This is a genomic window from Rhodococcus parequi (assembly GCF_046042785.1).
Classification (GTDB): domain Bacteria; phylum Actinomycetota; class Actinomycetes; order Mycobacteriales; family Mycobacteriaceae; genus Prescottella; species Prescottella parequi.
Window position 1 is genome coordinate 426,462 of record NZ_JBDLNV010000005.1, and the last position, 25,901, is coordinate 452,362.

Genomic DNA, 25,901 nt, shown 5'->3' on the forward strand with positions numbered 1-25,901 from the left:
CTGCGCCCACCGGATTCGGTTCCGGGTAGGTGCGGGTGGTCGACTCCGTGGAGAGGCGGAATCTGCGCGACAGCATGACACGTTCGGCCGCGGAAAGCGAGAGGTGGGGCGCGCCGCGGGGGTCGGTTGATGTCGCGGAGACCCCCGGGCCGTCCTAGGGTGGGGGAGTGCAAGGGCTGGTGCTGGACTTCGGTGGAGTGCTCGCGGGACCGGGCGCGGACACTCGCCTGCTGGCGGGCGTCGTCGCCGCGGCCCGGCGCGACGGGGTGCGCACCGCGATCCTCAGCAACGATCCGGGCGGTCCCGGTGCGCAGCGGTTGCGGGATCTCGAGGGAACGTTCGTCGACGTCGTGGTGGTCTCGGGAGACGTCGGGACGGCCAAACCCGATCGGCGGATCTACGAGTTGACGGCAGACCGGTTGGGGTTGGCGCCCGACGAGTGCGTCTTCGTCGACGATCTGATCGGGAATGTCCGCGGTGCCGTCGCCGCGGGCATGGTGGGCGTGCATCACGTGGACCCTGCAGTGGCCGCGGAAGAGATTGCAATTCTTCTCGATTCGGACGGTCGAGGGTCGGGGCCCAGGGTGGTCGAGGACAGGGGGCGTTGATGGCGAAGGCGACGAGGCTCACGACGCAGGACGCGTCGTTCTACTTCCTCGACGGGGGCACCGCGCCCATGCACATGGGTTCGGTTGCGGTGCTGGAAGTTCCGTCGGACGGAGTCGATTTCGAGGCGGTGCTGCGGCTCGTCGAGGCGCGTCTGCATCTGGTCCCGCGCTATCGGCAGAAGGTGCGGGAGGTGGCATTCGGGCTCGCGCGTCCGGTGTGGGTCGACGACCAGGACTTCGACATCACCTACCACGTGCGGCGGTCGGCGCTGCCGTCTCCGGGCAGCGACGATCAGTTGCACGACCTGGTGGCGAGGCTGCTCTCGCGCCCGCTGGACACGACCCGCCCGCTGTGGGAGCTGTACGTGGTCGAGGGGTTGGCGCGGAACCGGTGCGCGGTGTTCGTGAAGTCGCACTCGGCGCTCGTGGACGGGGAGAAGGCACTCGACATCGGCCAGGTGCTGCTCGACGACGCGGCGACACCGGACGCGACGTCGGTGGACCTGTGGATGCCGGAATCGGCGCCGAGCGAGCCGGCGCTGGTGGCGGGCGCTCTCGCGCAACTGGTCTCGCAGCCCCGCGAGGGCCTGCAGACACTGCGCATGACGCTCGGCGACATGTCGAGCGTGGTCGACGAGACGGTCGGTGCCCTCGGCAAGCTCGCCGAGCTCGCCCGCACGGCGGCGCAGCCGGCGCCGTCGAGCCCCCTCAACGCGCCGATCTCGCGCAATCGCCGGTTCGTGACGGCCACCACCGATCTCGAGCGGTACCGCAAGATCCGGGCGCGCTTCGGGTGCTCGATCAACGACGTCGTGCTGACGGTGGTCGCCGGTGCGCTGCGGAACTGGCTCCTCTCCCGCGGAGAGCCGGTATCCGAGTCGACGACGCTGCGCGCCCTGGCACCGATGTCGATCTGCGAAGCGCATCCGGGGACGAACGGGGTCAGTGTCGTCGAGGTGGGCGGCGGCGACGGGCGGCCGCACGGACGGACGTCGTCGTTCCTGGTGGATCTGCCCGTCGGTGAATCCAATCCGGTGATGCGGCTGTCCCACGTGGCGCACGCGACCGAGGCATTCGGGCGGCAGAGCCGGCAGGTGACCGCCCGGACGATGATCCGGCTGTCGGGTTTCGCGCCCGCGTCGCTGCACGCGCGAGGCGCCCGGGCCGCGAGCAGTCTGTCGCACCGGATGTTCAACGTGATGGTCACCAATGCGCCCGGACCGCAGATTCCGCTGTACCTCGCGGGCATGCGGATGGTCGAGATGTATCCGGTGTCGCCGTTGCTGGAGAATCAGGGTCTGAGCATTGCGTTGACGTCCTACGACGGCAACGTCTACTACGGTTTGAATGCGGATCGCGACGCGATGGCCGATGTGGACGTCGTGGCCGCGTCGCTGCACGAGTCTCTCGAGGAGTTGTTGGATGCCAGTGGCTGAGTCGGTGACCGGAGGTCGAGTGTGAGGATCTACGTTCCCGCAACCATCGCGATGTTGGAGCAGTTGGTGGCCGAGCGCGAGTTGGTGCCGGTGAGCCGGACCGCCTTCGCGGTGACCCCCGCGCTGCGCGAGGCGTACCACTCCGGTGACGAGGACGAGCTGTCCGAGGTGGCCATGGCCGAGGCGGCGCGCGCGTCGCTGCGGCTCATCGCCGCGGCCGTCCCGGAACCCGGCAGCGATGCACCGGCGCCGAGGTTCCGGCGCGCGGTGATCGCGGCGGACGTCGAGGACGCGACGCACCGTCCCGATCTCGACGACGCCGTCGTGCGGCTCGGCCAGGTGCTCACGTTGAAGCAGGTGGCGTCGGTCCACGTCGATCTGGCCGAGGCGGAGCCGGACATCGAGAAGGCGGTCGAGATCATCGACGACGCCGATCTGGGCGACGCCGACGCCGAATTCGTCCTCGGCGACGCCGAGGACCACGAGCTGGCGTGGTACGCGACGCAGGAGCTGCCGTTCCTGCTCGAGCTGCTCTGAACCGGGCCCGACGTCCCACGGCAGTCGTTACCTTTGCTCATTACTCGGGCGTAAGTTACGCCACCGTAGGCACATGCCCTACGCTGGCTGTACGCCCGAAATGCGAGATGGAGGTCGGATGGGACTGAAGAGCTGGATCGAGGGGCCTGCAGCGGGAGTTGCCGGCTCGAACCGGTCCGTGGCGAGCCTGGTGCGCGGTGCCGTGACCAGGTTGACGACGCCGCTGCTCCCCGACGACTACCTCCACCTGGTGAATCCACTGTGGTCGGCCCGCGAGCTGCGCGGCCGGATCGTCGAGGTCCGCCCGGAGACCGCCGACTCGGCGACGCTGGTGATCAAGCCCGGCTGGGGCTTCGACTTCGACTATCAGCCAGGCCAGTACGTCGGCATCGGTATCCACGTGGACGGGCGCTGGCACTGGCGGTCGTACTCGCTGACGTCTGCGCCCAACGTCGACCACAAGCTGATCTCGATCACCGTCAAGGCGATGCCCGAGGGCTTCCTGTCGAGCCACCTCGTCACCGGTGTGCCGTCCGGGTCGATCGTGCGACTGGCCGCACCGACCGGCAATTTCGCGCTGCCGGAGCCGCCACCGGGGAAGATCCTGTTCCTCACGGCCGGAAGTGGCGTCACCCCGATCATGTCGATGCTGCGGACGATGAACCGGCGCGGCGATTTGCCCGACGTCGTGCACGTGCACTCGGCGCCCACCGAGGAATCGGTGATGTTCGGCGACGAGCTCGCGGAGATGGAGACGGCGCATCCGTCGTTCCACTGCCACGTCCGGCACACACGGTCGCAGGGCAAGTTCGAACTGTCGTCGCTCGACGAGGTCTGCCCCGACTGGCGGGAGCGTCAGGTGTGGGCCTGTGGTCCGCAGGCCATGCTCGACGAGATCGAGAAGACCTGGGACCGGGAGGGCATCGGCCCCAACCTGCATCTCGAGCGTTTCGCGGTGTCCCGCGCGGATCTGTCGGGCGAGGGCGGTACGGTCACGTTCTCCCGCTCCGGCAAGCAGGTGCAGGTGGACGGCGCCACGACGCTGCTCGAGGCCGGTGAGAAGGCCGGTGTGCTGATGCCGTTCGGCTGCCGCATGGGCATCTGCCAGACGTGCGTCGTGCCGCTGGAGTCCGGTCATGCGGTGGATCTGCGCAACGGCAAGGAGCACGCGGAGGGCGAGCGCATCCAGACGTGCATCTCGGCTGCCGCCGGCGATTGCACGCTCGACGCCTGACCAGCGCGTGTGATCTCGCTATCTGCGAGATCGCAGGGTGTCCGAATTCCCGTATCGTTGAGTGCTGTGCCTCGCGTCGAGAATCGACGCCGGTGAACTGATCTATCCAACGGAGGACCTCGGTGGCCATTACGGACATCAAAGAGTTCGCCCATCTCACCGACGCCGATATCGATGCCCTCGGGCGCGAGTTGGACGCGATTCGTCGCGACGTCGAGGAGTCCCGGGGCCTACGCGATGCCCGCTACATTCGGCGCACGATCAAGCTGCAGCGCTCGCTCGAGCTCGCCGGTCGGGTCGTGCTCTTCGGTAGCCGCCGCAAGCCGGCGTGGCTCGCCGGGACGGCGTTGCTCTCGCTCGCCAAGATCATCGAGAACATGGAGCTCGGGCACAACGTGACCCACGGCCAGTGGGACTGGATGAACGATCCGGAGATCCACTCCACGACGTGGGAGTGGGACATGACGGGTCCTTCCGAGCACTGGAAGCGCGCACACAACTACTCGCATCACACCTACACCAACATCGTGGGCATGGACGACGACGTGGGATTCGGCATCCTGCGGATGACCCGCGACGAGAAGTGGCGTCCGGTCAATCTGCTGCAGCCCGTCGCCAACGTGGTTCTCGCGGCCGGCTTCGAGTGGGGCATCGCGCTGCACGACCTCTCGGCGCAGAAGCAGCTCGAGGGCGTGGATCCCATGCAGTGGAACTCCGGCCCCAACAAGCAGTTCGCGGTGAAGATCGTCCGCCAGGTCGGCAAGGACTTCGTGTTGTTCCCGGCGCTGACGGGTCCGGCGTGGAAGCACACGTTGGCCGCGAACGCGACGGCGAACCTGGTGCGCAACCTGTGGGCGTACGCGGTGATCTTCTGCGGGCACTTTCCGGACGGGGCCGAGAAGTTCACCGTCGAGCAGTTCGAGAACGAGACGCGGGCGCAGTGGTACCTGCGGCAGATGCTCGGCAGCGCCAACATCGACGCGGGCCCGGTCATGGCGTTTCTGACCGGCAATCTCAGCTACCAGATCGAGCACCACCTGTTCCCGGACCTGCCGTCGAACCGGTACTCCGACATCGCGGTGCGGGTGCAGGCGCTGTGCGCCAAGTACGACCTGCCGTATACGACCGGGCCGCTCAGTAGGCAGTATCTGCTGGCGCTGCGGACGATCCACAAGCTGGCGTTGCCGGATCGCTTCCTCAAGCGGACCTCCGACGATGCCCCCGAGACGTCGTCGGAGCGCAAGTTCGCGTCGAGCGGCTCGCGGATCGCGGAAGCACTGCGAGTCGATGCCGTGACCGGCCGGCGCCGTGGTCTGCTGTCGGCGCTGCGCGCGCACGCGGACGCACAGGTGCGTCGGCGTCGGGTGGCCGGCCGGGGATAGGGTACTGTGACGTGCCCCACAGTCATCTGTTCTTAACCTACGGTGCCGTAACTTACGGTACGGTAGCAACGTGGCGATTACCGACATCAAGGAGTACGCGCATCTGACGGATGCCGACATCGAGGCGCTCGGACGCGAACTCGACGCCATTCGTCGCGATGTCGAGGACTCCCGTGGCGAGCGCGATGCGCGCTACATCCGCAACACGATCCGACTGCAGCGGTCCCTCGAGATCGGTGGGCGCGCGGTGCTGTTCGGTAGCCGGAAGCGGCCCCTGTGGCTGCTCGGCACCGGCATGCTCGGCGTCGCGAAGATCATCGAGAACATGGAGCTCGGGCACAACGTGATGCACGGGCAGTGGGACTGGATGAACGATCCGGAGGTCCACTCCGCGAACTGGGAGTGGGACAACGTCGACCCGTCGGCGCACTGGAAGCAGACCCACAACCACTTGCACCACAAGTACACGAACATCCTGGGCATGGACGACGACGTGGGTTACGGCCTGCTCCGCGTCACCCGCGACCAGAAGTGGCGTCCGTTCAACTACGGCAACATCGCGTACAACGCCATCCTGGCGCTGCTGTTCGAGTACGGCATCGCGATCCAGCTGCTCGAACTGGGCCGGGTCGCGGCCGGCCGCGACGACCGCGAGTACACCAAGCGCAACGCCGCCGTGGTCGGTCGCAAGATCGCGAAGCAGACGCTCAAGGACTACGTCATCTACCCGGCTCTGACCGGCAAGGCGTGGAAGAGCACGCTCACCGCGAATCTCACCGCCGGCGTCATCCGCAACCTGTGGACCAACGCGGTCATCTTCTGCGGTCACTTCCCCGACGGCGCCGAGAAGTTCACCAAGGCGGACGTCGACAACGAGACGCACGCCGAGTGGTACCTCCGGCAGATGCTGGGCAGTGCCAACATCTCCGGCGGACGCCTCATGGACTTCATGACCGGCAACCTGAGCTACCAGATCGAGCACCACATCTACCCGGACCTGCCGTCGAACCGGTACGCCGAGATCGCGGTCAAGGTGCGGGCGCTGTGCGAGAAGTACGACCTGCCGTACACCACCGGTCCGCTGCCGGTGCAGTACGCCAAGTCGTGGCGCACGATCGCCAAGCTGTCGCTGCCGGACAAGTACCTCAAGGACACGTCCGACGACGCGCCCGAGACGGCGTCGGAGCGCAAGTTCGGTGGCAACACCGCCGCGACGATCGATCCGGTGACGGGACGACGCAGTGGACTGCGCTCGGCGATCAAGGCGTCGAAGAAGCGCCGCGGACTGCGCGCGCTGGTGTCGCGCTAGACAGGTCACTCGGATCCCCGGCCGGGCCCACACCGAATTCGGTGCGTCCCGCCGGGGATTCGTGCTTTCCGGATTCGCTGTGCCCGGCACGTGGGCGGTGGGAGAGTGGACGGCAGAGTTCGTTCGGCGTCACCTCGTGAACGGAGCAAGCGATGGACTCGTTCTGGGACTACTTCTGGCTGGTCTTCGCGTGCTTCGCCTTCGCGGCGTACGTGATGGTCCTCTTCTCGATCCTCACCGACCTGTTCCGCGACCATCGGACGTCCGGGTGGGGCAAGGCGCTGTGGGTTCTGTTCCTGTTCGTCCTGCCACTCATCGGTGAGGTCGTCTACCTGATGGTCCGCGGCCGCGGCATGGTCGAACGGTCGGCCCGCGCCGACAAGCAGTACCGCGCGGCCGAGGACGCCTACATCAGGGGCGTCGCGGGGACGGGCTCCGAGAACGACCTCGCGACTGCGAAGTCGCTGCTCGACTCCGGGGCGATCACCGACGACGAGTACCGCGTCCTCGAGGCGCGTGCACGCAGCGGGGGCTGAGCTCGGGTCTCGATCTCGACAGGTTGCCCGGTGGGAGGGACGCGGTATTGACGCCGCGGGAGCCTCCACGAATCGTGGTGCCCGTCACAATGGATCGAGAGAAGGGCGACTCATGACCATCGCAGGCCTACCCACCGAGACGGTGACCCCGGATCCTTTCGCCCCGGCAACCCTGGGGCCTGTCCGTCTGCGCAATCGCATCATCAAGGCCGCCACCTCGGAGGGACGGTCCCCGGAGGGTCTCGTCACCGACGACCTCATCGACTTCCACCTCGGATTCGTCCGCGGCGGGGTGGGGATGACCACGGTGGCGTACTGCTGCGTCGCCCCGGAAGGCGCCAGCGCGCCCGGACAGATCCTGATGAGCGCCAAGGCCCTTCCGGGTCTTCGACGGTTGACCGACGCCGTCCACGACGCGGGTGGCGCGATCGCCGCCCAGCTCGGTCACGCCGGTGTGGTGGCGTCGAAGAAGATCACGGGAGTGACGGCGATGTCGCCCAGCCGCGTGATCAATCCGTCGTCGCTCGAGTACTGCCGGGAGATCACGCCGTCCGAGATCCGCAGGGTGATCGACCAGTTCGGGGATGCGGCGCGGATCGCAGTGGAGGCGGGTTTCGACGCCGTCGAGCTGCACTTCGGACACCTCTACCTGCCGAGCTCGTTCCTGAGCCCCCTCCTGAACCGGCGCAAGGACGAGTACGGCGGCACCATTGACAACCGCTCGCGGCTGGTGCGGGAGATCGCGCAGCGAGTCCGGGAAGTGGTGGGCGATCGGGTCGCGGTGACCGCGAAGATCAGCATGGACGACGGTATCCGGGGCAGCATCTGGCTGTCCGAGTCGCTGCGGACCGTGCAGCTTCTCGATCAGGACCGCAATCTCGACGCGATCGAACTGACGCAGGGGTCGTCGTTCTTCAAGCAGATGTACCTCTTCCGGGGTGACGTCCCCGTGGACGAGTTCGCCGCGGTGATGAAGGAGCCTTTCAAGACCGGCGTCCGGCTCTTCGGGAAGCGTGCGCTCGGCACCTACCCGTACGAGGACCTGTACATGCTCGAATCGGCCCGCCAGTTCGTCCCGGTCGTGTCCGAGACCCAGCTGATCCTCCTGGGCGGCATCAACAACTACGACCACATCGCCACCGGCATGCGCGAGGGCTTCGGATTCGTCGCGATGGGCCGCGCTCTGCTGCGCGAGCCCGACCTGGTGAGCCGGATCCAGGCCGACCGCACCGTCTCCGGACGCTGCAACCACAACAACAAGTGCATGTACACCGTCTACGGACGCACACACTGCGTGCTCGATCCGGCCGGCACCCACGGCGCGTCGGGTTCCGCCACGGCGACCTCGTTCACTGCGGACCGCTCGCGGGAACTGCCGATCACGCCCGCCTGACGCGGCGCGCGGCACACGCGGCAACGCCCGCCCCGGAATCCGGGGCGGGCGTTGTCCGTTCGGGGAGCGGTCACCACCCGGGCTTGCCGACCACCGGGACGTTCACGAAACTCGGGTTCGCCGGATCGATCAGCAGTCGCTGAGCCTTCAGCCCGGTGGCCTGCAGATCGGGCAGCATCGGCAGATAGCGCGGGAAGCTCGCGGCTGCGACGTCCACGCGCAGGCGATGCCCCGCAGCCAGTTTCGCCTCGGTGCCGTTCAGTCCGATGTCGAGGATCAGCGGCGCGCCGGGCGTCACCGCGCGCGTGGTGTCGGCGCCGAGGTCGGCGACCGGGACCGTGTAGGCGCCGGATGCGTCCTTCTCACTCGCCGATTCGTCCAGCGTGCTGCGCGACGACAGCAGTGCCCCGTTGGTGATGACGGTCGACCGGCCGTCGGGCGCGACGTCGTTGACGGTCACGGACCAGAAGCCGTCGGGCGCGTCGGTGGTGGTGAGCAGGTGCACCGCGACCGGGCCGGAGATCTCCGTCGCCTCGGTGACCGGCGCGGTCGTGAAGGTCAGCGACTCTGCCTCCGCGAAACGTGCGTCCTGCGTGCAGGTCGAGCCGAGGATCGCACCGAACCCGGCGGTGCCCTGCGCGGTGTCCCGCGAGCACGCGGCCCGCAGTCCGGGAGCAACACTGTGGGTGCTCGGTGTGGTGGGTGCGTCCACCGTCAGCGATCCGTCGACGACGGCGTGTGGGGCCGACCCCGACGGCGTCCCGTTCAGATACAGACGCCGGTAGTCCGCACCCGCGCGCGGGAACTGCGACGCGGTGATCCACCCGCCACCCTGCTGGTACAGCGTCGCCGGGCCGTAGCCGTCGATGCCGTTGTCGATTCCCTTGACCCACTTGTCGAACCACGCGCGTTCGAGGACGTCGAGGCGTGGCGGTGCGCCCTCCGTGCCGTGCCCGAGTCCGGGGTTGAGGTGGTAGCCGTTGCCCATCAACAACTGCTTCTGCCCGGCCGGCATCTGCAGTCGATCGAAGATCCGGGATTCGCCGCGACCGAAGATGTCGTGCCAGCCGCCGGTGACGAACGTCGGCACCTGGATTCGCTCGACGTCGGCGTTGCGCACGTCGTAGAACGCGCCGTCGTTCGCGGCCTCGCCCTCCTCGTTCAGGACCGCGTCGAACATCTGCGGGAACATCACCGCCGGGTCGGCCAGTCGGTCGGCGAGCCACTGCGGATCGAAGTCGCCGCGCAGGAGCGAGTCGATCGGGACGAACTTGAGGCCGTTGACGGCGATCAGCCACGCCGGCATGAATCCGGCGCCGAAAGCGCCACCGGTGGCGACGATCTCGCGGGCCAGGTCCTCGGACGGCTCGACCGGGAAAATGGCCTTCAGGCCGGCGGGACGCTTGTCGGCGGCGTGCAGGCTGTTGATCGCGGAGTAGGAGACTCCCGCCATGCCGAAGTCGCCGTTCGACCACGGCTGCGCGCGGGCCCAGTCGAAGACCTCGACGGTGTCCTGTTGCTCTCGCTCGCCGAGCACGTCCCACACGCCCTCGGAGTAGCCGGTGCCGCGAACGTCGACCACCACCTGGACGTACCCGTTCTGCACCAGGTTCCGGTTGACGCCGAAGGTGCGCAGCAGACCGCCGCCGAGTCCACCGGTCAGTTCGGTGAGCCCGTCGAACGGCGTACCGGACAGGTCGGCCGCGCCGAGTCGGTCCAGGGCCTCGCCGAGCACCGGATGCGCGGCCGCCGCGTCGGCGAGAGCCGGGACGAGGCGCGTGTACGGCGTGATGTTGAAGACCGTGGGGAGCTTGTCGTCGATCGCCCGTCCGGACGCATCCGCGGGCCGGTAGACGCTCGCGCGGAGTACGACACCGTCGCTCATCCGGATCGGTACGTCCTCGGCGACGGTGATGGCGGGGAACTGGTTCGGCCCGTCGGTCGTCGCGGTCCACGACTGCCCGGCGGCACCACCGGTGGGCTCGGCGATCGCGACCGGCGGCCCGACCGTCACTCCGACGGCCACCGCGGTGGCCGCAGCGAGCGTGACGGCCCCGCGGCGCAGGAATGGGCCCGGACGCGGGCGCAGCAGAATTCGCAAGATGTCCTCCCCGGTTCGACGACCGACGCATCGGTGATCCGGAGCACACCCTAACGCTTGTTACCCGAAAGTAGGTACCGCGGGTACCAGATACCTGCCCTACGTCCAGGACTCGTTCGCCATCAGCGCGACGAGCAGTCGCCGCACCGCCTCGACCCGGTCCGCGGACTTGCCCTCGAGCTTGTCCAGCGCGCATTCGGGATCCGCCGGCGGCCCGAGGTGCGTGCACCCGCGCGGACAGTCCTCGGCGGCCGCGGACAGGTCGGCGAACGCGTCCACGACGTTCTCGGGGGAGATGTGCGCGAGTCCGAACGACCGGATTCCGGGGGTGTCCACCACCCAGCCGCCGCCAGGCAGCGGCAGCGCCACCGACTGCGTCGACGTGTGCCGGCCCTTGCCGACGCCGGACACCACGCCCGTGGCCCGGTCCGCGTCGGGCACCAGGCGGTTGACCATCGTCGACTTGCCGACACCCGAGTGTCCGATCAGTGCGGTCAGCCGGCCCTCGAGGATCTCGGTCACCGGTTCGATCGGGTCGTCCCGGCCCGCCACCACGACGGGGATGTCGAGGCCGGCGAACGTCGCGGCGAACTCGTCGGGCGTCGCGAGGTCGCTCTTCGTCAGGCACAGAACCGGTTCCAGTCCGCCGACGTAGGCGGCGACGAGGGCGCGCTCGACGAAGCCGGTCCGCGGCGGCGGGTCCGCCAGTGCGACGACGATCAGCAACTGCTCGGCGTTGGCGACGACGATCCGCTCGAACGGGTCGGTGTCGTCGGCGGTGCGCCGCAGCACCGTCGTGCGGTCGGCGACGCGCACGATCCGGGCCAGCGTGTCGGGCTTGCCGGACAGATCACCGACGACACTCACCTGGTCGCCGACCACGATCGGGGTGCGGCCGAGTTCGCGGGCCCGCATCGTCACGACCGGCCGGTCCGGGTCGCCGCCCAGCACGACGCCCCAGCGGCCCCGGTCCTTCGAGACGACCATGGCCTCAGCGGCGTCGGCGTGCTCGGGCCGGTTCTTGGTCCGCGGCCGCGACCCCTTGCCCGGGCGGATTCGGACGTCGGACTCGTCGTACTGCCGGCGGCTCAGGACAGCGCCTCCTGCTCGGCGGACGCGGACCTGTCCCCGTCCAGCATTGCCGCCCAGAGGTTCTCGAAACCGGGCAGCGTCTTGGCGGTGGTCCCGACATCTTCGATGTCGACGCCGTCGACGACCAGCCCGATGATCGCGCCGGCGGTAGCCATCCGGTGGTCGGCGTACGAGTGCCACTGCGCGCCGTGCAGCGGACGCGGCTCGATGCGCAGTCCGTCGTCGGTTTCGGTGATCGCCCCGCCCAGCTTGCCGATCTCGGTCGCGAGCGCCGCCAATCGGTCGGTCTCGTGACCGCGCAGGTGCGCGATGCCGCGCAGTACCGACGGCCCGTCCGCGAGTGCGGCCAGCGCGGCCACGGTGGGGGTGAGCTCGCCGATGTCGTGCAGGTCGACGTCGATGCCGCGCAACACCTTCGGTCCGGTGACGGTGAGGATCCCCGCCGTGCCCTCCGAGAGGTGCACGTCCGCTCCCATGTCCGTGAGGATTCCGCGGATCGCATCGCCGGGCTGCGTCGTGCGCGACGGCCACAGCGGCACGCGCACGGTGCCGCCGGTGACGGCCGCCGCCGCGAGGAACGGCGTTGCGTTCGACAGGTCCGGCTCGACGACCCAGTCGACGGGAGCAATCCTGCCCGGCAACACCTTCCAGGTGTCGGCGTCGCCGCTCTCGCCGGGGGTGTGGACGGTGACGCCGGCCTCGCGCAGCATCTCCACGGTCATGTCGATGTGCGGCATCGACGGCAGCGAGCCGCCCTGGTGCCGGACGGTGACGCCCTCGTCGAAGCGGGCCGCCGACAGCAGCAGACCGGACACGAACTGCGACGACCCGGACGCGTCGATCGTCACCGTTCCGCCGCGCAGCCCGCCGCGACCGTGCACGGTGAACGGAAGTGCGTCGCCGTCGATGTCGGCGCCGAGCCCGCGCAGTGCGTCGAGGATCGTGCCGAGCGGCCGGATGCGGGCCTGCTCGTCACCGTCGATCGCGACCGTGCCGGCGGCCAGCGCAGCGACGGGCGGCAGGAAGCGCATCACGGTGCCGGCGAGGCCACAGTCGACCGCGCCGCCGGTCAGCGGGCCGGGGATCACGTGCAGGGTGGTGCCGGTCGCGGCGTCGGGCGTCGCGGTGATCGAGACGCCGAGCGCCCGCAGACTCTGGATCATCAGGTCGCTGTCACGGCTGCGCAGCGCGCCGGTGATGGTGGACGGCCCGGATGCGAGTGCCGCGAGGATCAGCGCCCGGTTGGTGATCGACTTCGATCCGGGCAGCGTCACGGACGCATCCACGGGGGCTTCGGCTCGGGGCGCTCTCCACAGGCTCTCACGACTCACCGGTCCATCTTCTCTCATGACCGACCGTGTCGGTGATCCGTGCCAGCATGGAGCCATGTGCGGCAGGTATGCGACGACGGCCGATCCCGCGACGCTCGCGGTGGAACTCGACGCGGTCAACGAGACGGGGGAGTCCGGTTCGGAGGCGGCCGACTACAACGTCGCGCCCACCACCCAGGTCCTCACCGTCGTCGCGCGGCACGACCACGGCGACGACGCCGGCCCCGTGCACCGCCGGATCCGCCGCATGCGCTGGGGGTTGGTGCCGTCGTACGCGACCGAGCCGGGCAAGGGTGCGCCGTTGTTCAACGCCCGGTCCGAGACCGTCGCCACCAAGGCGGCGTTCAAGACGTCGCTGCGGTTCAAGCGCTGCCTCGTGCCGATGGACGGCTGGTACGAGTGGCAGACCGAGCCGACCGCGGACGGCAAGGCCGTGAAGGTGCCGTACTACATGTCCCGGGGCGACGGCGAGCGGCTCTTCATGGCGGGGTTGTGGTCGGTGTGGCACGACCCGAAGGCTCCGCGGGAGGCGCCGCTGCTGTCGACCACGATCCTCACCACGGAGTCGGTGGACCAGCTCGCGAACGTGCACGACCGGATGCCGCTGATCTTGCCGCGGGACCGCTGGGACGCCTGGCTGGATCCGGACAGCCTCGGCCATCCCGACCTGATCCGGCCGAGCCTCGAGGAGGCCGCGGCCGTCGAGATCCGGCGCGTGTCACCGAAGGTGAACAGCGTCCGCAACAACGGCCCCGACCTCCTGGCGCACGACGTGGGCGACCGGGCGGGGGAGCAGATCAGCCTGCTGTGATCGCAGCCCGGGCCGCGAGCCCGGTCACCTCGGCGACCAGTTCCAGCGAACGCATCCACGCGGCCCGCTCGGTGGCCGAGGACACCACCATCAGCTCGTCGGCACCCGTCTGCGCCGCGAACCGGTCCAGGTAGTCGCCCACCACGGCCGGCGTGCCGACGGCGGTGTACCGGACCATCGCCAGCACCTGCCGACCCGCCGGGGACTCGAGGATCATGTCGGCTTCCTCCGGTGTGAAGGTGCGCCCACGTCCGACGAACAGCCCGACCCGCTTGCGCTTGGTGTCCAGGAACTGCCGCTGCGCCTCCTCGTCGGTGTCGGCGGCGATCACGTTGACCGCGGCGATCACGTACGGCTCGGCGAGCTGCGCCGACGGCCGGAACTCGCGACGGTAGATCGCGATCGCGTCGTCCAGGGCAGCCGGGGCGAAGTGTGATGCGAAGGCGTACGGCAGGCCCAGCGCGGCCGCGAGCTGCGCGCCGAACAGCGACGAACCCAGGATGTACAGCGGCACGTTCGTGCCCTTGCCCGGTGTCGCCTCGATGCCGGGGACACGCGACGGCCCGGTCAGGTAGCCCTGCAGCTCGAGTACGTCCTGTGGGAACGACTCGGCCGAGCTGGGGTCGCGACGCAGTGCCCGCATCGTCTGCTGATCGCTGCCCGGCGCGCGGCCCAGGCCCAGGTCGATCCGACCGGGATGCAGCTCGGCGAGGGTGCCGAACTGCTCGGCGATGGTGAGCGGCGCATGGTTGGGCAGCATGATGCCGCCCGAGCCGAGGCGGATCCGCTCGGTGTTCGCGGCGATGTGCGCGATCAGCACGCTCGTCGCCGACGACGCGATGGCCGGCATGTTGTGGTGCTCGGCGTACCAGATGCGCTCGTAGCCCCACCGCTCCGCGTTCCGTGCCATCTCCACGCTGGCCCGGAAGCTGTCGGCGGCGCTCTCGCCCGTGCCGATGTGGGCGAGGTCGAGGATGGAGATGGGGAGGGAGAGACCAGACACGCCGGGCACCGTCTTTCGTTCGTCGAAGATTCTTCTCAGGGGGCAACAGCGGCCGTCGCCCACAGATTCCTCGGCCCGTTCCTCAGCCGGCCGTGATCTCCGCGACCACCGCACCAGTCAGGCGCACCAGGTCCTGCGGCGCGACCTCGATCTCCAGGCCTCGGCGCCCCGCGCTGCACAGCACACGGTCGAACGTCAGAGCGGACGCGTCGATCACCGTCGGCAGCCGCTTGCGCTGGCCGAGCGGCGATATCCCGCCGAGGACGTACCCGGTGGATCGTTCGGCGTCGGACTGCTCGGCCATGACGGCCTTGCTCGCCCGGACCGCCGCGGCGGCCGCCTTCAGCGACAGCTTCGACGGCACCGGAAGCACCGCCACCGCGAGCTTGCCGGTGTCCGTCTTGACGATCAGTGTCTTGAAGATCTGCCCCGGTTCGACCCCGAGTTGACCGGCCAGCGAATCGACCGCCTCCGCGCCGTACGACGCCGCGCGGGCGTCGTGGTCGTACTCGTGGATCCGGTACGCCACCTTCTCCTTGTCGAGGAGCTTCGTTGCGGGAGTCGATGTTCCGGCCATGAGCACTGACTGTAGAGCGCGCCGGGAACAGACTCTCGACCCGTGCTGTTGATATCTCGCGAGACGCTGCATCAGCGAAGGGAGTGGTTCGTGCCGGTGTTGTGCGCAGAACGGGTTCGTCCGGAGGACGTGACCGAATCGGCCAGGGCCGACTTCGTGACCGAGACGCATCCCTCGATGGCCCCGGGGTTGGCGGTAGCCTTGACCCCTACGGCAAGCGAAGGGATCAGCGTGCTGGACGATCACGACCCCGCGAACGAGTCCGCGGGTGAGGGCCCGGAGTCCCAGAACCAACTGATCGAGCGGTTCGAGCGTGATGCGCTGCCGCTGCTCGATCAGCTGTACGGTGCCGCGCTGCGCATGACGCGCAATCCGGCGGACGCCGAGGACCTGGTGCAGGAGACGTACGTCAAGGCGTATTCGGCCTTCCGTTCCTTCAAGGAGGGGACGAACCTCAAGGCCTGGCTGTACCGCATCCTCACCAACACCTACATCAACTCCTACCGCAAGAAGCAGCGTCAGCCTGCGCAGTACCCGACGGACGAGATCACCGACTGGCAGCTGGCCGCGACGGCCGAGCACAGTTCCACCGGTCTGCGGTCCGCCGAGGTCGAGGCGCTCGACGCACTCCCGGACGACGACATCAAGGCAGCCCTGCAGGAACTTCCCGAGGAGTTCCGGATGGCGGTGTACTACGCCGACGTCGAGGGATTCCCGTACAAGGAGATCGCGGAGATCATGGGCACGCCGATCGGCACCGTGATGTCGCGTCTGCACCGCGGGCGCAAGCAGTTGCGGGGTCTGCTCGCGGATGTCGCCCGGGAGCGTGGATTCAACCGTGGGGGCGCTGTCGACGCCGCCGAGCGCAGCAGTGACGCCGATGCGGAGCAGGAGGTTACTCGGTGACCGGGGAGAACGAATTCGAGCAGTTGGACTGCTCGGCGGTGATCGCGGACGTGTGGTTGCTGCTCGACAGCGAGTGCGACGAACACTCCCGCGCGCGGATCGAGCGGCATCTCGAGAACTGCGGCGCGTGCTTCGCGGCGTACGGCATCGAGGAGAAGGTCAAGAAACTGATCGGGCGTAAGTGCGGGGGCGATCATGCGCCGGCCGGGCTTCGTGAACGCCTGTCGATCGAAATCCGTCGGACGGTGGTCGTCACCGAGACCGGCCTGATCGGGGATCTCGACGCCGAGCGCTGACCAGCGCTCGTACGACGATCGGGGGCCGGCAAGCTGTTGCTTGCCGGCCCCCGATTCTCATCTACAGCCTTACTCAGGCGTTGGGACGCTTGCCATGGTTGGCGGCGTTGCCCTTGCGGCTGCGCTTCTTACGACCACGCTTACCCATGAGTAGCTCCTTCTCTGTTCGAACTCGGGTTCGTCCTAGTGTTTCACGTGTGGTTGGCTGTGGTTCCATTGGCTGGTCCGCGACCGTCCACGAACAGTGAGGTGCCAGGTGGCAGAAGATGTGCGCGCCGAGATGGTTTCGACCGTTTACCAGGTCGTTGTCAGCGCAGGCGAAGAGGTCGACGAGGGCGACACCCTGGTGATCCTCGAGTCCATGAAGATGGAAATCCCCGTTCTGGCCGAGGTCGCCGGAAAGGTGACGTCCGTCGACGTCAAGGTCGGTGACGTCATCCAGCAGGGCGATCTGATCGCCACCATCAGCTGACGCAGAGAAGCGATTCGGAGCCTGGCACATGTCGACCCTGAGCGACCTGCTCGCCGAGCACACCGACCTTCCCGGAAACGCGGTCGACCACCTGCAGCAGGTGGTGGGCGAATGGCAGCTACTCGCGGACCTGTCCTTCGCCGATGTCCTGCTGTGGGTGGCCACCGAGCGCCCGGAGGGCACCGACGGCGGCGTGCCGGGGACCGTCGTGTGCGTCGCGCAGTGCCGGCCGACCACGGCCTCCACGGCCTTTCCCGACGACGCCGTCGGCTCGGTGGTCTCGGAGTCCGAGCACCCGCAGGTGCTCCGGGCGCTCGTCGAGGGCGAGATCGTCAGTGAGGTCGACCACTCGTGGCACGGGGGATCGCCCCTGCGCCGTGAAGCGGTCCCGGTCCGGTGTGACGGCGAGGTGATCGCCGTTCTGAGCCGGGACACCAATCTCGCCCACCAGCGCGCCCAGAGCCCCCTCGAGATCGCGTATCTCGATTGCGCGGCGGACCTGTGCCAGATGATCAGCGAGGGGACGTTTCCCACCCCGGAAACCCGTTCGGACACCAACTCCAGCCCCCGCGCGGGTGACGGCTTCATCCGTCTCGACCCCGAGGGCCGCGTCGTCTACTCGAGCCCGAACGCGCTGTCGGCCTATCACCGCATGGGCCTGAACACCGATCTGGTGGGCAAGGACCTGGCGTCCACCACGCGGTCGCTCATCACCGATCCGTTCGAATCGCAGGAAGTGGCCGACTACATCAGCGGCGCCCTGGGTGGTCGGCTGGGCCACCGGATGGAGATCGAGGCCCGCGGGGCCACCGTCCTGCTCCGGGCGCTCGTGCTCAAACCGCACGGCGCGGTGGTCGGCGCCGCGGTGGTGATCCGCGACGTCACCGAGGTCAAGCGGCGCGATCGGGCGTTGCTCAGCAAGGACGCGACGATCCGTGAGATCCACCACCGGGTGAAGAACAATCTCCAGACGGTCGCGGCGCTGCTGCGCCTGCAGGCCCGCCGCACCGAGAACGAGGAAGCGCGGCAGGCGCTCAGCGAATCGGTCCGACGCGTGACTTCCATTGCGCTCGTTCATGATGCGCTGTCGATGTCGGTGGACGAGGAGGTCGATCTCGACGAGGTCGTGGACAGCCTGGTGCCGATCCTCGCCGACGTCGCGTCGGTGAACATGCCGATCCAGATCAAGCGCGAGGGCAGTCTCGGCGTCTTCTCCGCCGAGCGCGCCACCCCGCTGGTGATGGTGCTGACGGAGTTGGTCCAGAACGCGATCGAGCACGCCTTCGAGCCGGGGGAGTCCGGCACGGTGTACCTGCGGGCGGATCGATCCGCGCGTTGGCTCGACGTGGTCATCCACGACGACGGGCGTGGACTGCCGGCCGGATTCAGCCTCGAGAAGTCGGACCGGTTGGGACTTCAGATCGTGCGGACGCTGGTGGGTGCGGAGCTGGGCGGTTCGATCGGCCTGCATCCGTCGCCCGACGGGGGAACGGACGCGGTTCTGCGCGTGCCGCTGGGCCGGCGGTCCTCGCGGGCCTGAGCTTCTTACGTTCGCGTCACGAAACAGCGGCGAACGACGGAGGGCCCGGCACCATGTGGTGCCGGGCCCTCCGCGTAAGCCGTATCAGACCGCGGTGCGCGCGCGGGTGCGGGCGTTGCGACGCTTGAGCGCGCGACGCTCGTCCTCGCTCATGCCGCCCCAGACGCCGGCGTCCTGGCCGGACTCGAGAGCCCAGGACAGGCACTCGGCGGTCACGGGGCAACGGTTGCAGACAACCTTGGCATCAGCGATCTGCGCGAGAGCCGGGCCGCTGTTTCCCACCGGGAAGAACAGTTCGGGATCCTCGTCGCGACAGATTGCGGTGTGACGCCAGTCCATCTTTCTACTCCTTAACTGGGTGCAATGTGCACCGTTATGTATTCGCAAGTTCATGGGTGCTTACTTGGAAGTTTCAGCACTGTTACTTGTGAATGCTTTCACGAACCGAGGGGAAGTCAATAGATATCGGTTGCACCGTGGGCAAGCTCACTCGGTTAGGCTCCCCTACGTGGTCCCTCGTCCTTTCTACACCCACCTGGGGATTTGCGCACGCCATCTGGGCATTCAGGGCCCAGTGAGGGGCCGATCGGCCGGTTGAGGGGGCCCGATCGAGCGTTCGATTCGGTAGAACGGCGCTGCGGCGGCCTCGCGCGGGGGTGTCGGCGTCGTTGCGGGGATCAGCGCTGTACGGGTGCGACGACCTCGAGTGCGCCGGGTACCGCGACGAATGTCACATCGGTTCGCAGGCCGATATAGTCGCCGTCCATTTGCAGGCCGATCGGCGAACTCGAACGGATGCGGATTTGCGGAACGTCGTCGAATCGAATCAATGAATGTGATTTAGGCGATAATCCGGCGGAAAGTAGTTGACGAACCACGCGAAGGCTGGCAAAGACCCGCATCGTGCGCATCGCGAAGAGGCCCAGGCCGGTGTCGAAGGCGGTGCCCGGGTTCGTATGCACCTCACGCCTGTTCAGGTACGTCCACGGCGTCGAGTTCGAGACGAAGGCGTAGTGGACGCCGTCGATCGGTTCGTGGTCGGGCACCTCGACCGTCAACGTCGGGTCTTCCCGCTTGGCTCGGAAGAAGGCGCGGACGGCGTGGCGGACGTAGCGTCCGGGCGTGACCGCCTGTCCATTGTTGCGCCCCTTGTCGACGGCCTCACAGACCTGGGCGTCGAGGCCCATGCCGGCATTGAAGGTGAACCAGCGGTTGTCGCAGTGGCCGAGGCCGATCGTCCGGCGCCGGCGCATCGCGAGTAGGTCGATCAGCTGGTTCGTGGCGTCCACCGGGTCGGGGTCGATTCCCAGCGAGCGCGCGAACACGTTCGCCGAGCCCCCGGGGACGACCGCGACCAGCGGGATCGGACCGATCGGAACCGAGCGCATCGACTTGGGGTGCGGCTCGCCGAGCAGGCCGTTGACGACCTCGTTCACCGTGCCGTCGCCGCCGTGGACGATGATCAGCGCGACACCGTCGGTGCGTGCCTGAGCGGCCAGTTCGCCGGCATGTCCGCGGTGGGTCGTGTGCGCGACGTCGAGGCGGACCCGGCTCGACAGGGCGTGCGCGAGCAGGTCTCGGCCCGCGGGAGTGGTCGAGGTGGCGTTGGGGTTGACGATCAGCAGCGCGCGCACGGGGCATCAGCCTAGCCGGGTCCGGTCGATGTATAGGCTGGCTGCGTGTCGAATCAGCCTGCACCCACCCCTACTCCCAGCACGGTACGACGGGCCGGCGCGCTCGTCGCCCTCGAGGGTGCGGCCGCCGTCGGTTTCGCGATCTTCCTGGTGGTGCGGGGTCTGCTCGGCGCCGATCAGAGCGTGACGAGCGGCTACGGCACTGCTGTCTGGTTCGTCATCCTGGGCGGCGCGGTACTGGCGGCCGGCATCGCGCTCCTGCGCGGGCAGCGTTGGGGGCGCACGATCGCGCTCATGGCGCAGCTGCTGTTGCTGCCCGTCACGTGGTACGTGCTCACCTCGCACCGCTGGGTCTGGGGAGTGCTACTGGGCGCCGTGGTGCTGGCCGCGCTCGTGATGCTGTTCGCCGGCAGCACCTCTCGCTGGATGGCCGAAGCCTACGGGGCCCCGGACGCCGACGAGGAGTGAGATCCGGCGCCGGTCACGGCACCCGCGTGGCGAGCGCCGCCAGCGCGTCCCCACTGAGCCGATAGGTGGTCCACTCGTCCTGGGCGACCGCGTCCAGTGACTCGTAGAACCCGACGGACGGCGTGTTCCAGTTCAGCACCGACCACGCAAGACGCGTGTACCCCTTGGTGACGCACTCCTCGGCGAGCGTCGCCAGCAGCGCCGTGCCGTAGCCGGCGCCGCGGTGCTCGGGAGTGACGTAGAGGTCCTCGAGATAGATGCCGTGCACGCCGTCCCACGTCGAGAAGTTGCGGAACCAGATCGCGGTCCCGACGACGGTCGGCCCGTCCGCCGCGGGGACCTCCACGACGTGCGCGAAGGCTGCGGGCTCCGGACCGAACAGCGCGGCCTCGATCTGTTCGGGGACCACCGTGCACTCGTGCCGGGCCTTCTCGTACTCGGCGAGTTCGTAGATCAGTCCCGTGATGGCGCCGACGTCGGTCGGCGTCGCGCGGCGGATGATCGCGGTCTTCTCGGACGGGGAGTTCACTCCGTACCTTCTCTCGGGGTCACGTTGTGGGTCAGGATCGTGCGGAACCCGTGCTCGTAGCCCAGGACGGTGTGTGCGGCGGGGTCCAGCAGGAAGCGTCGGCCCTCGGCCACGGGCAGCTCCACCCAGCGTGCGATCACGGCCCGCAGGAAGTGTCCGTGCCCCACCAGCACCACATCCCGGTCCGCGAGCGCGGCCTCGGCGGTGTGCACCACCATGTCGGCTCGGGACGCGACCGTCTCGTGGGTCTCGCCGCCCGGGCACGGGTGGGTCCACACCGTCCAGTGCGGGATCTGCTCGCGGATCTCGGCGGTGGTGAGCCCCTCGAACTCGCCGTAGTCCCATTCGGTGAGCGCGTCCCAGCGCCGGTCGTGGGTCAGTCCGGCGAGCGTCGCGGTGACGTGCGCCCGGCGCCGGGGGCTGGTGACGACCAGCGGATCGTTCAGCGCCAGTGCGGACAGCTGGCGGCCGGCCTCCCGGGCCTGGACTGCGCCGCGCTCGGTGAGGGGGACCTCGGTGGTGCTCGTGTGCCGGCCGAGTCGCGCCCACTCGGTCTCCCCGTGTCGCAGCAGAACCAGTCGGCGCTCGGGTGCGGTCATGGGATCAATCATGCCGGGTGTACCCGAACCCTCGCCTTCGGGCCTCGAGTGCGCAAGGATCGAGGCCGTGACGACGGTACTGGCTGTAGCGAATCAAAAGGGTGGGGTAGCCAAGACCACGACGGTCGCGTCTCTGGGGGCGGCACTCGTGGACCTCGACCGGCGGGTGCTGGTGGTGGACCTGGACCCGCAGGGATGTCTGACATTCTCGTTGGGGCACAACCCCGATCGGCTCGAGGCGTCGGTGCACGACGTGCTCACGGGGGACGTGCCGGTCGCGGACGTGCTGCTCGCCACCGAGGACGGCGTGAAGTTGCTTCCCGCGACCATCGACCTGGCGGGGGCCGAGGCGCTGTTGCTGATGCGCCCGGGCCGGGAGTTCGCGCTCAAGCGTGCGCTCGCACCGGTCCTCGACGACTTCGACGTGATCATCATCGACTGCCCGCCGTCGCTGGGGGTGCTCACCCTCAACGGATTGACCGCGGCCCAGCAGGTGTTGGTGCCGCTGCAGTGCGAGACGCTCGCGCACCGCGGTGTGGGGCAGCTGCTGCGGACCGTGTCGGAGGTGCAGCAGATCACCAACCCCGATCTGGTCCTGCTCGGTGCGCTGCCGACGCTGTACGACGCGCGCACGACGCACAGCCGCGACGTCCTGTCCGACGTCTCGGACCGCTACGACCTTCCCGTTCTGGCCCCGCCGATCCCGCGCACGGTGCGGTTCGCGGAGGCGTCGGCGTCCGGCGCGACCGTGCTGGCCGGCCGCAAGAACAAGGGCGGTGAGGCGTACCGCGAACTGGCGCACCATCTTTCGACCCACTGGACCGGCGAGGCCGACCTGGTCACCTTCTCGCCGTACGAGGGAACTGCCTGACCGCGCCGACACGACTTTCGTGGCGCGTCGGTGAATCAGCGCAGCGCGACGACCTCGTCGCCGCGCTGTTCGAGCACGATGTCCCCGAGGATCGACGTCGCGATCGGGGCGGCGTCGGCGTCGCGGGTGACGGGGATCCGGGCCTGCTCGATGCCCGTCGCAGGGTCGAGGACGGCGATCGCGCCCGGCACCGGGACCAGCAGCGAACCGGCCATGATGGCGCCGGGGCCCAGGGCGTCCGTCACGGTCCACTTCGGTGCGAGCTCGCTCGTGGAGAGGGCGATCAATTCGGTGCCCGTCCACCACGTGAAGACGGAACCGTTGCGGGCGGCGGTGGCGTCCGCGTCGACGGAGGTGGTGACGGGATGGGATGCAATCTCGCTACCCTCGCCGTCGACGACCGCGATCCGGGCCGCGGAGATCGGGCCCGCCGGCAGGAACACCGCGGTGCGGTCGCCGGACGCGGCGATCAACCGGGCGCCGGACGTGTCCGCGCCGGGACCCGTCAACAGTGTCGAGCCGAACTCGTGGGGTTCCTGATTGTCCTTCGGTGCGGCGTCGAGGACGCTGATGCGGTCCCCGGCCTCACCCGGGCAGTGCATCAGCACGGTCACCCGTGTGCCGCCGGCCGCCGCGGATTTGAGTGAGCAGTCGGGTCGGGGCTGCTTGCCGGGGTTGATCGGCGCATCGACGCGCCCGAACTCGAGGGTGCGGACCAGGTCGGACCGCCACAGTTCCATCCGCTCGGGACCGCGGGACACCACGTAGGTGCCGTCGTAGGACAGGGTGACCGCGTCGTCCGCGTCGCTGGAGCGCTGTGCCTTGCGTTCGCCGGTCGCCCCGTCGAGTTGGGTGACCTGGCTGCAGCCGCGCTGATCGCGATAGACCGCGACGACGGTGTTCCACGCCCCGATCGCTCCGCACAGCGGCATGTCCCGCCGGTACCGCCACCGCTCGTCGCCGGTGACCGGATCGCGCCCGAGGACGGTGCCGCCGTCGGCCGTCGCGACGGTGCCGTCTGCGACGATCGGGGCGGCCGATTCGGGACTGGCGGCCCTCCAGAGTTCGCTGAGCGACGAGGGCGGTGACAGGGGAGTGTCCACCGCGGCCGCGGGAGCATCCGTGGTCACCGAGGTGGTTCCCCGAGCGTCGCTCCGAATCCAGATCACCGCCGCGGCGACCGCGACGACGATCGCGATGGTCGCGGCGACGGCGACGTCCAGACGGGTACGACGCTCGGGTGCCAGCACAGGTGGCAGGTTACCCCGATCTACTCTGCGGCTGCTGCGACGCTCACGGGCTGGGAGCCGGTCTGCGCCGCTGCGCCCTCGGCCGCGGCGGGGCGGCGACGACGGCGGCGACGACGCGGTGCGGCACCGGAGTCGTCGGACGCTGCCGACGCGACCTCGGGGTCGTCGGACGTCGCGGTCGCGGCGGCCGGGGCCGATCCGTCGGTGGCCTTGCCGCCGCGGGTGCGACGACGCGAGCGCTTGGGAGCGTCCGACTTCTCCGACTTCTCGGACTTCTCGCCGGCAGCCGAGGCGTCCCTGCTCTCCTTGACCGGACGCTCGGCGCGAGCCTTGCGGATCGAACCCTTTGCGTCCGTGGGGATACCGAGATCCTCGTACAGGTGCGGCGAGCTCGAGTAGGTCTCGACGGGCTCCGCGACACCGAGGCCGAGGGCCTTGTCGATCAGCTGCCAGCGGGGAATGTCGTCCCAGTCGACAAGGGTGATCGCAATGCCCGTGCGGCCGGCGCGACCCGTGCGGCCGATGCGGTGCACGTAGGTCTTCTCGTCCTCGGGGCACTGGTAGTTGATGACGTGCGTGACGTCGTCGATGTCGATGCCGCGGGCCGCGACGTCGGTGGCGACCAGGACGTCGACCGAGCCGTTGCGGAACGCCTTGAGGGCCTTCTCGCGGGCGATCTGGCCGAGGTCGCCGTGGACGGCGCCGACGTTGAAGCCGCGCTCGTTCAGGTCGTCGGCGACCTTCTGCGCGGTGCGCTTGGTGCGGGTGAAGATCATCGTCGCGCCGCGGCCGTCGGCCTGCAGCACGCGGGCGACCATCTCGGCCTTGTCGAGGGCGTGCGCGCGGTAGACGTGCTGGGTGGTCCGCTCGTGGACCGCGGAGGAGTCCGCCTCCTCGGCGCGGATGTGCGTCGGCTGCGTCAGGAACGTGCGCGCCAGCGTGATGATCGGGCCCGGCATCGTGGCCGAGAACAGCATCGTCTGCCGCTTGTCGGGCACCATGCCGAGGATGCGCTCGATGTCGGGCAGGAAGCCCAGGTCGAGCATCTCGTCGGCCTCGTCGAGAACGAGGACGCCGACCTTGCCGAGGATCAGGTGACCCTGGTTGGCGAGGTCGAGCAGGCGGCCCGGGGTACCGACGATGACGTCGACACCCTTGCGGAGCGCGTCGATCTGCTGCTCGTACGGGCGGCCGCCGTAGATGGACAGGACCTCGAGCTTCTTCTTGCCGGACTTCAGGTACTTCGACGCATTCTCCAGGTCCTGCGTGACCTGCACGCACAGCTCGCGCGTCGGCACGATCACGAGTGCGCGGGGGGTGCCGTCGAGCGGGCTGGTGCCCGAATCGGTGGTGGAGACGCGGTGCAGCAGCGGGACGCCGAAGCCGAACGTCTTGCCCATGCCGGTGCGGGCCTGACCGATGAGGTCGTCGCCGGCGAGAGCGAGGGGGAGCGTCAGCTCCTGGATGGCGAAGGTGCGCTCGATGCCGATCTCGGCGAGCGCCTTGACGATCTCGTCGCGGACACCGAGCTCGCCGAAGGTCGGCGGGGTGTGCGTCTCGTCCAGCTGCGCGGACAGCGTGGTCTCGGTTGCTGCGTGATTACTGTCTTCGTGGTCGATCGTGATCTTGCTCAGGGAACTGGCCTTCCTCGTATCGGCACGCACGCACGAGGTAAGGGGCCAGGCCGTAAGTCGGCCGAGTCGGTGCCCTCTTGTGCGGTGGCCCAGCCTCCGTCTCAGCGCGGAGATCGTATGGATCTCGGCGAGACGCGGCGAGCGCCGTCGATCAGGTGCGCGCACATTATCTTCGGGATTCCGTATCCGTTTCGCGCCCGAATCGTTCGAATTCTGTCTCGAACTCGTCGCTCCGGAATGATGCTCCGGGATCGGGACCAGCGCGGAAATATCGGTCTCCCGTCGCAATTGTAGCGGCCCGGCGCCGCCGAGCCGACACACACATGGCGCAGATCACGAATCCCACCTCGTC

General features: G+C 68.8%; 27 protein-coding genes. 15 read left to right on the top strand and 12 right to left on the bottom strand.

All coding sequences use genetic code 11. From position 1 onward, the window contains the following. Positions 1-167: 167 nt before the first annotated feature. The 8 genes from ABEU20_RS16520 (at position 168) to ABEU20_RS16555 (ending at position 8,435) form a co-directional block, all read left to right on the top strand. Positions 168-608, top strand: coding sequence for an HAD-IA family hydrolase (locus tag ABEU20_RS16520; protein ID WP_420165462.1), 441 nt, complete (start codon positions 168-170; stop codon positions 606-608). Further along, complete coding sequence (locus ABEU20_RS16525) at positions 608-2,044, top strand: WS/DGAT/MGAT family O-acyltransferase (protein ID WP_420165463.1); 1,437 nt, start codon at positions 608-610, stop codon at positions 2,042-2,044. The genes ABEU20_RS16520 and ABEU20_RS16525 overlap by 1 nt, the downstream gene beginning before the upstream one ends. A 21-nt stretch (positions 2,045-2,065) precedes the next feature. Then, positions 2,066-2,581: a DUF6912 family protein gene (locus ABEU20_RS16530; protein WP_420165464.1), complete on the top strand. Its 516-nt coding sequence runs from the start codon at positions 2,066-2,068 to the stop codon at positions 2,579-2,581. A 118-nt stretch (positions 2,582-2,699) separates the two neighbouring features. After that, positions 2,700-3,815: a ferredoxin reductase gene (locus ABEU20_RS16535; RefSeq protein WP_420165465.1), complete on the top strand. Its 1,116-nt coding sequence runs from the start codon at positions 2,700-2,702 to the stop codon at positions 3,813-3,815. Positions 3,816-3,937: 122 nt separating this feature from the next. Continuing rightward, complete coding sequence (locus tag ABEU20_RS16540; protein ID WP_420165466.1) at positions 3,938-5,197, top strand: fatty acid desaturase family protein; 1,260 nt, start codon at positions 3,938-3,940, stop codon at positions 5,195-5,197. A gap of 70 nt (positions 5,198-5,267) precedes the next feature. Then, positions 5,268-6,506 carry a fatty acid desaturase family protein gene (locus tag ABEU20_RS16545; RefSeq protein WP_420165467.1) on the top strand — a complete coding sequence of 413 codons (1,239 nt, stop codon included), beginning with the start codon at positions 5,268-5,270 and terminating at the stop codon, positions 6,504-6,506. A gap of 152 nt (positions 6,507-6,658) precedes the next feature. Beyond that, positions 6,659-7,042: a PLD nuclease N-terminal domain-containing protein gene (locus ABEU20_RS16550; RefSeq protein WP_420165468.1), complete on the top strand. Its 384-nt coding sequence runs from the start codon at positions 6,659-6,661 to the stop codon at positions 7,040-7,042. Between the two features lie 112 nt (positions 7,043-7,154). Next, positions 7,155-8,435 carry an NADH:flavin oxidoreductase gene (locus tag ABEU20_RS16555; protein WP_420165469.1) on the top strand — a complete coding sequence of 427 codons (1,281 nt, stop codon included), beginning with the start codon at positions 7,155-7,157 and terminating at the stop codon, positions 8,433-8,435. Between the two features lie 70 nt (positions 8,436-8,505). Here the strand turns inward: ABEU20_RS16555 and ABEU20_RS16560 are convergent, their stop codons facing one another. The 3 genes from ABEU20_RS16560 to aroA all read right to left on the bottom strand — a co-directional run bounded on the left by ABEU20_RS16560 (position 8,506) and on the right by aroA (position 12,977). Continuing rightward, the gene (locus ABEU20_RS16560; protein WP_420165470.1) at positions 8,506-10,536 is read right to left on the bottom strand and encodes a CocE/NonD family hydrolase; all 2,031 of its coding nucleotides are present in this window, start codon (positions 10,534-10,536) and stop codon (positions 8,506-8,508) included. 99 nt (positions 10,537-10,635) lie between these two features. Continuing rightward, positions 10,636-11,685, bottom strand: coding sequence for a ribosome small subunit-dependent GTPase A (gene rsgA / locus ABEU20_RS16565; RefSeq protein WP_420165574.1), 1,050 nt, complete (start codon positions 11,683-11,685; stop codon positions 10,636-10,638). Continuing rightward, complete coding sequence (aroA, locus tag ABEU20_RS16570; RefSeq protein ID WP_420165471.1) at positions 11,625-12,977, bottom strand: 3-phosphoshikimate 1-carboxyvinyltransferase; 1,353 nt, start codon at positions 12,975-12,977, stop codon at positions 11,625-11,627. Before aroA ends, rsgA begins: the two co-directional genes overlap by 61 nt. 37 nt (positions 12,978-13,014) lie before the next feature. On the opposite strand from aroA, the gene ABEU20_RS16575 reads away from it, so the two are divergent. Continuing rightward, complete coding sequence (locus ABEU20_RS16575; protein ID WP_420165472.1) at positions 13,015-13,770, top strand: SOS response-associated peptidase; 756 nt, start codon at positions 13,015-13,017, stop codon at positions 13,768-13,770. On the opposite strand, the gene ABEU20_RS16580 is transcribed toward ABEU20_RS16575, so the two are convergent. After that, positions 13,757-14,782 carry an LLM class flavin-dependent oxidoreductase gene (locus tag ABEU20_RS16580; RefSeq protein WP_420165473.1) on the bottom strand — a complete coding sequence of 342 codons (1,026 nt, stop codon included), beginning with the start codon at positions 14,780-14,782 and terminating at the stop codon, positions 13,757-13,759. The genes ABEU20_RS16575 and ABEU20_RS16580 overlap by 14 nt on opposite strands. A gap of 73 nt (positions 14,783-14,855) precedes the next feature. Continuing rightward, positions 14,856-15,350 (bottom strand): Cys-tRNA(Pro) deacylase, encoded by a 495-nt coding sequence (ybaK, locus tag ABEU20_RS16585; protein WP_420165474.1) that lies wholly within the window; start codon positions 15,348-15,350, stop codon positions 14,856-14,858. Positions 15,351-15,527: 177 nt separating this feature from the next. On the opposite strand from ybaK, the gene ABEU20_RS16590 reads away from it, so the two are divergent. Beyond that, positions 15,528-16,256 (top strand): sigma-70 family RNA polymerase sigma factor, encoded by a 729-nt coding sequence (locus tag ABEU20_RS16590; RefSeq protein ID WP_420165575.1) that lies wholly within the window; start codon positions 15,528-15,530, stop codon positions 16,254-16,256. After that, positions 16,253-16,552 carry a mycothiol system anti-sigma-R factor gene (gene rsrA, locus ABEU20_RS16595; protein ID WP_420165475.1) on the top strand — a complete coding sequence of 100 codons (300 nt, stop codon included), beginning with the start codon at positions 16,253-16,255 and terminating at the stop codon, positions 16,550-16,552. The genes ABEU20_RS16590 and rsrA overlap by 4 nt, the downstream gene beginning before the upstream one ends. A gap of 73 nt (positions 16,553-16,625) precedes the next feature. On the opposite strand, the gene ABEU20_RS16600 is transcribed toward rsrA, so the two are convergent. Then, positions 16,626-16,700 carry a 50S ribosomal protein bL37 gene (locus tag ABEU20_RS16600; protein ID WP_022597109.1) on the bottom strand — a complete coding sequence of 25 codons (75 nt, stop codon included), beginning with the start codon at positions 16,698-16,700 and terminating at the stop codon, positions 16,626-16,628. A gap of 72 nt (positions 16,701-16,772) precedes the next feature. Between ABEU20_RS16600 and ABEU20_RS16605 the strand changes: the two genes are divergently transcribed. Both ABEU20_RS16605 and ABEU20_RS16610 read left to right on the top strand, forming a co-directional pair. After that, entirely contained in the window at positions 16,773-17,024 is a 252-nt protein-coding gene (locus ABEU20_RS16605; protein ID WP_115155946.1) for a biotin/lipoyl-binding carrier protein, read from the top strand. 28 nt (positions 17,025-17,052) lie between these two features. Further along, entirely contained in the window at positions 17,053-18,564 is a 1,512-nt protein-coding gene (locus tag ABEU20_RS16610; RefSeq protein ID WP_420165476.1) for a sensor histidine kinase, read from the top strand. Between the two features lie 84 nt (positions 18,565-18,648). Here ABEU20_RS16610 and ABEU20_RS16615 read toward each other — a convergent pair whose 3' ends face one another. Continuing rightward, positions 18,649-18,903: a WhiB family transcriptional regulator gene (locus tag ABEU20_RS16615; RefSeq protein ID WP_005518766.1), complete on the bottom strand. Its 255-nt coding sequence runs from the start codon at positions 18,901-18,903 to the stop codon at positions 18,649-18,651. Between the two features lie 338 nt (positions 18,904-19,241). Continuing rightward, positions 19,242-20,198 (bottom strand): diacylglycerol/lipid kinase family protein, encoded by a 957-nt coding sequence (locus tag ABEU20_RS16620; protein WP_420165477.1) that lies wholly within the window; start codon positions 20,196-20,198, stop codon positions 19,242-19,244. 45 nt (positions 20,199-20,243) lie between these two features. On the opposite strand from ABEU20_RS16620, the gene ABEU20_RS16625 reads away from it, so the two are divergent. Further along, positions 20,244-20,666 (top strand): hypothetical protein, encoded by a 423-nt coding sequence (locus ABEU20_RS16625; protein ID WP_420165478.1) that lies wholly within the window; start codon positions 20,244-20,246, stop codon positions 20,664-20,666. A gap of 13 nt (positions 20,667-20,679) precedes the next feature. Here ABEU20_RS16625 and ABEU20_RS16630 read toward each other — a convergent pair whose 3' ends face one another. Both ABEU20_RS16630 and ABEU20_RS16635 read right to left on the bottom strand, forming a co-directional pair. Further along, complete coding sequence (locus ABEU20_RS16630; protein WP_420165576.1) at positions 20,680-21,168, bottom strand: GNAT family N-acetyltransferase; 489 nt, start codon at positions 21,166-21,168, stop codon at positions 20,680-20,682. A 23-nt stretch (positions 21,169-21,191) separates the two neighbouring features. Further along, a complete protein-coding gene (locus tag ABEU20_RS16635; RefSeq protein ID WP_420165479.1) occupies positions 21,192-21,806 on the bottom strand; it encodes an acid phosphatase in 615 nt (204 codons plus the stop codon). A 55-nt stretch (positions 21,807-21,861) separates the two neighbouring features. Here ABEU20_RS16635 and ABEU20_RS16640 point away from each other — a divergent pair, with 55 nt between their 5' ends. Continuing rightward, entirely contained in the window at positions 21,862-22,665 is an 804-nt protein-coding gene (locus tag ABEU20_RS16640; RefSeq protein WP_420165480.1) for a ParA family protein, read from the top strand. Positions 22,666-22,700: 35 nt separating this feature from the next. On the opposite strand, the gene ABEU20_RS16645 is transcribed toward ABEU20_RS16640, so the two are convergent. Continuing rightward, on the bottom strand, positions 22,701-23,915 hold the full coding sequence (locus ABEU20_RS16645) for an Rv3212 family protein (protein WP_420165481.1): 1,215 nt from the start codon (positions 23,913-23,915) through the stop codon (positions 22,701-22,703). A 20-nt stretch (positions 23,916-23,935) separates the two neighbouring features. Beyond that, positions 23,936-25,579, bottom strand: a complete 1,644-nt coding sequence (locus ABEU20_RS16650; protein ID WP_420165482.1) for a DEAD/DEAH box helicase — start codon at positions 25,577-25,579, stop codon at positions 23,936-23,938. Positions 25,580-25,901 lie beyond the last annotated feature (322 nt).

Coding starts and splice junctions, on each gene's coding strand:
- ABEU20_RS16525 (WP_420165463.1), top strand. CDS start 608: ATGGCGAAGGCGACGAGGCTCACGACGCAGGACGCGTCGTTCTACTTC.
- ABEU20_RS16535 (WP_420165465.1), top strand. CDS start 2,700: ATGGGACTGAAGAGCTGGATCGAGGGGCCTGCAGCGGGAGTTGCCGGC.
- ABEU20_RS16550 (WP_420165468.1), top strand. CDS start 6,659: ATGGACTCGTTCTGGGACTACTTCTGGCTGGTCTTCGCGTGCTTCGCC.
- ABEU20_RS16555 (WP_420165469.1), top strand. CDS start 7,155: ATGACCATCGCAGGCCTACCCACCGAGACGGTGACCCCGGATCCTTTC.
- aroA (WP_420165471.1), bottom strand. CDS start 12,977: ATGAGAGAAGATGGACCGGTGAGTCGTGAGAGCCTGTGGAGAGCGCCC.
- ABEU20_RS16575 (WP_420165472.1), top strand. CDS start 13,015: ATGTGCGGCAGGTATGCGACGACGGCCGATCCCGCGACGCTCGCGGTG.
- ybaK (WP_420165474.1), bottom strand. CDS start 15,350: ATGGCCGGAACATCGACTCCCGCAACGAAGCTCCTCGACAAGGAGAAG.
- ABEU20_RS16590 (WP_420165575.1), top strand. CDS start 15,528: ATGGCCCCGGGGTTGGCGGTAGCCTTGACCCCTACGGCAAGCGAAGGG.
- ABEU20_RS16610 (WP_420165476.1), top strand. CDS start 17,053: ATGTCGACCCTGAGCGACCTGCTCGCCGAGCACACCGACCTTCCCGGA.
- ABEU20_RS16615 (WP_005518766.1), bottom strand. CDS start 18,903: ATGGACTGGCGTCACACCGCAATCTGTCGCGACGAGGATCCCGAACTG.
- ABEU20_RS16635 (WP_420165479.1), bottom strand. CDS start 21,806: ATGATTGATCCCATGACCGCACCCGAGCGCCGACTGGTTCTGCTGCGA.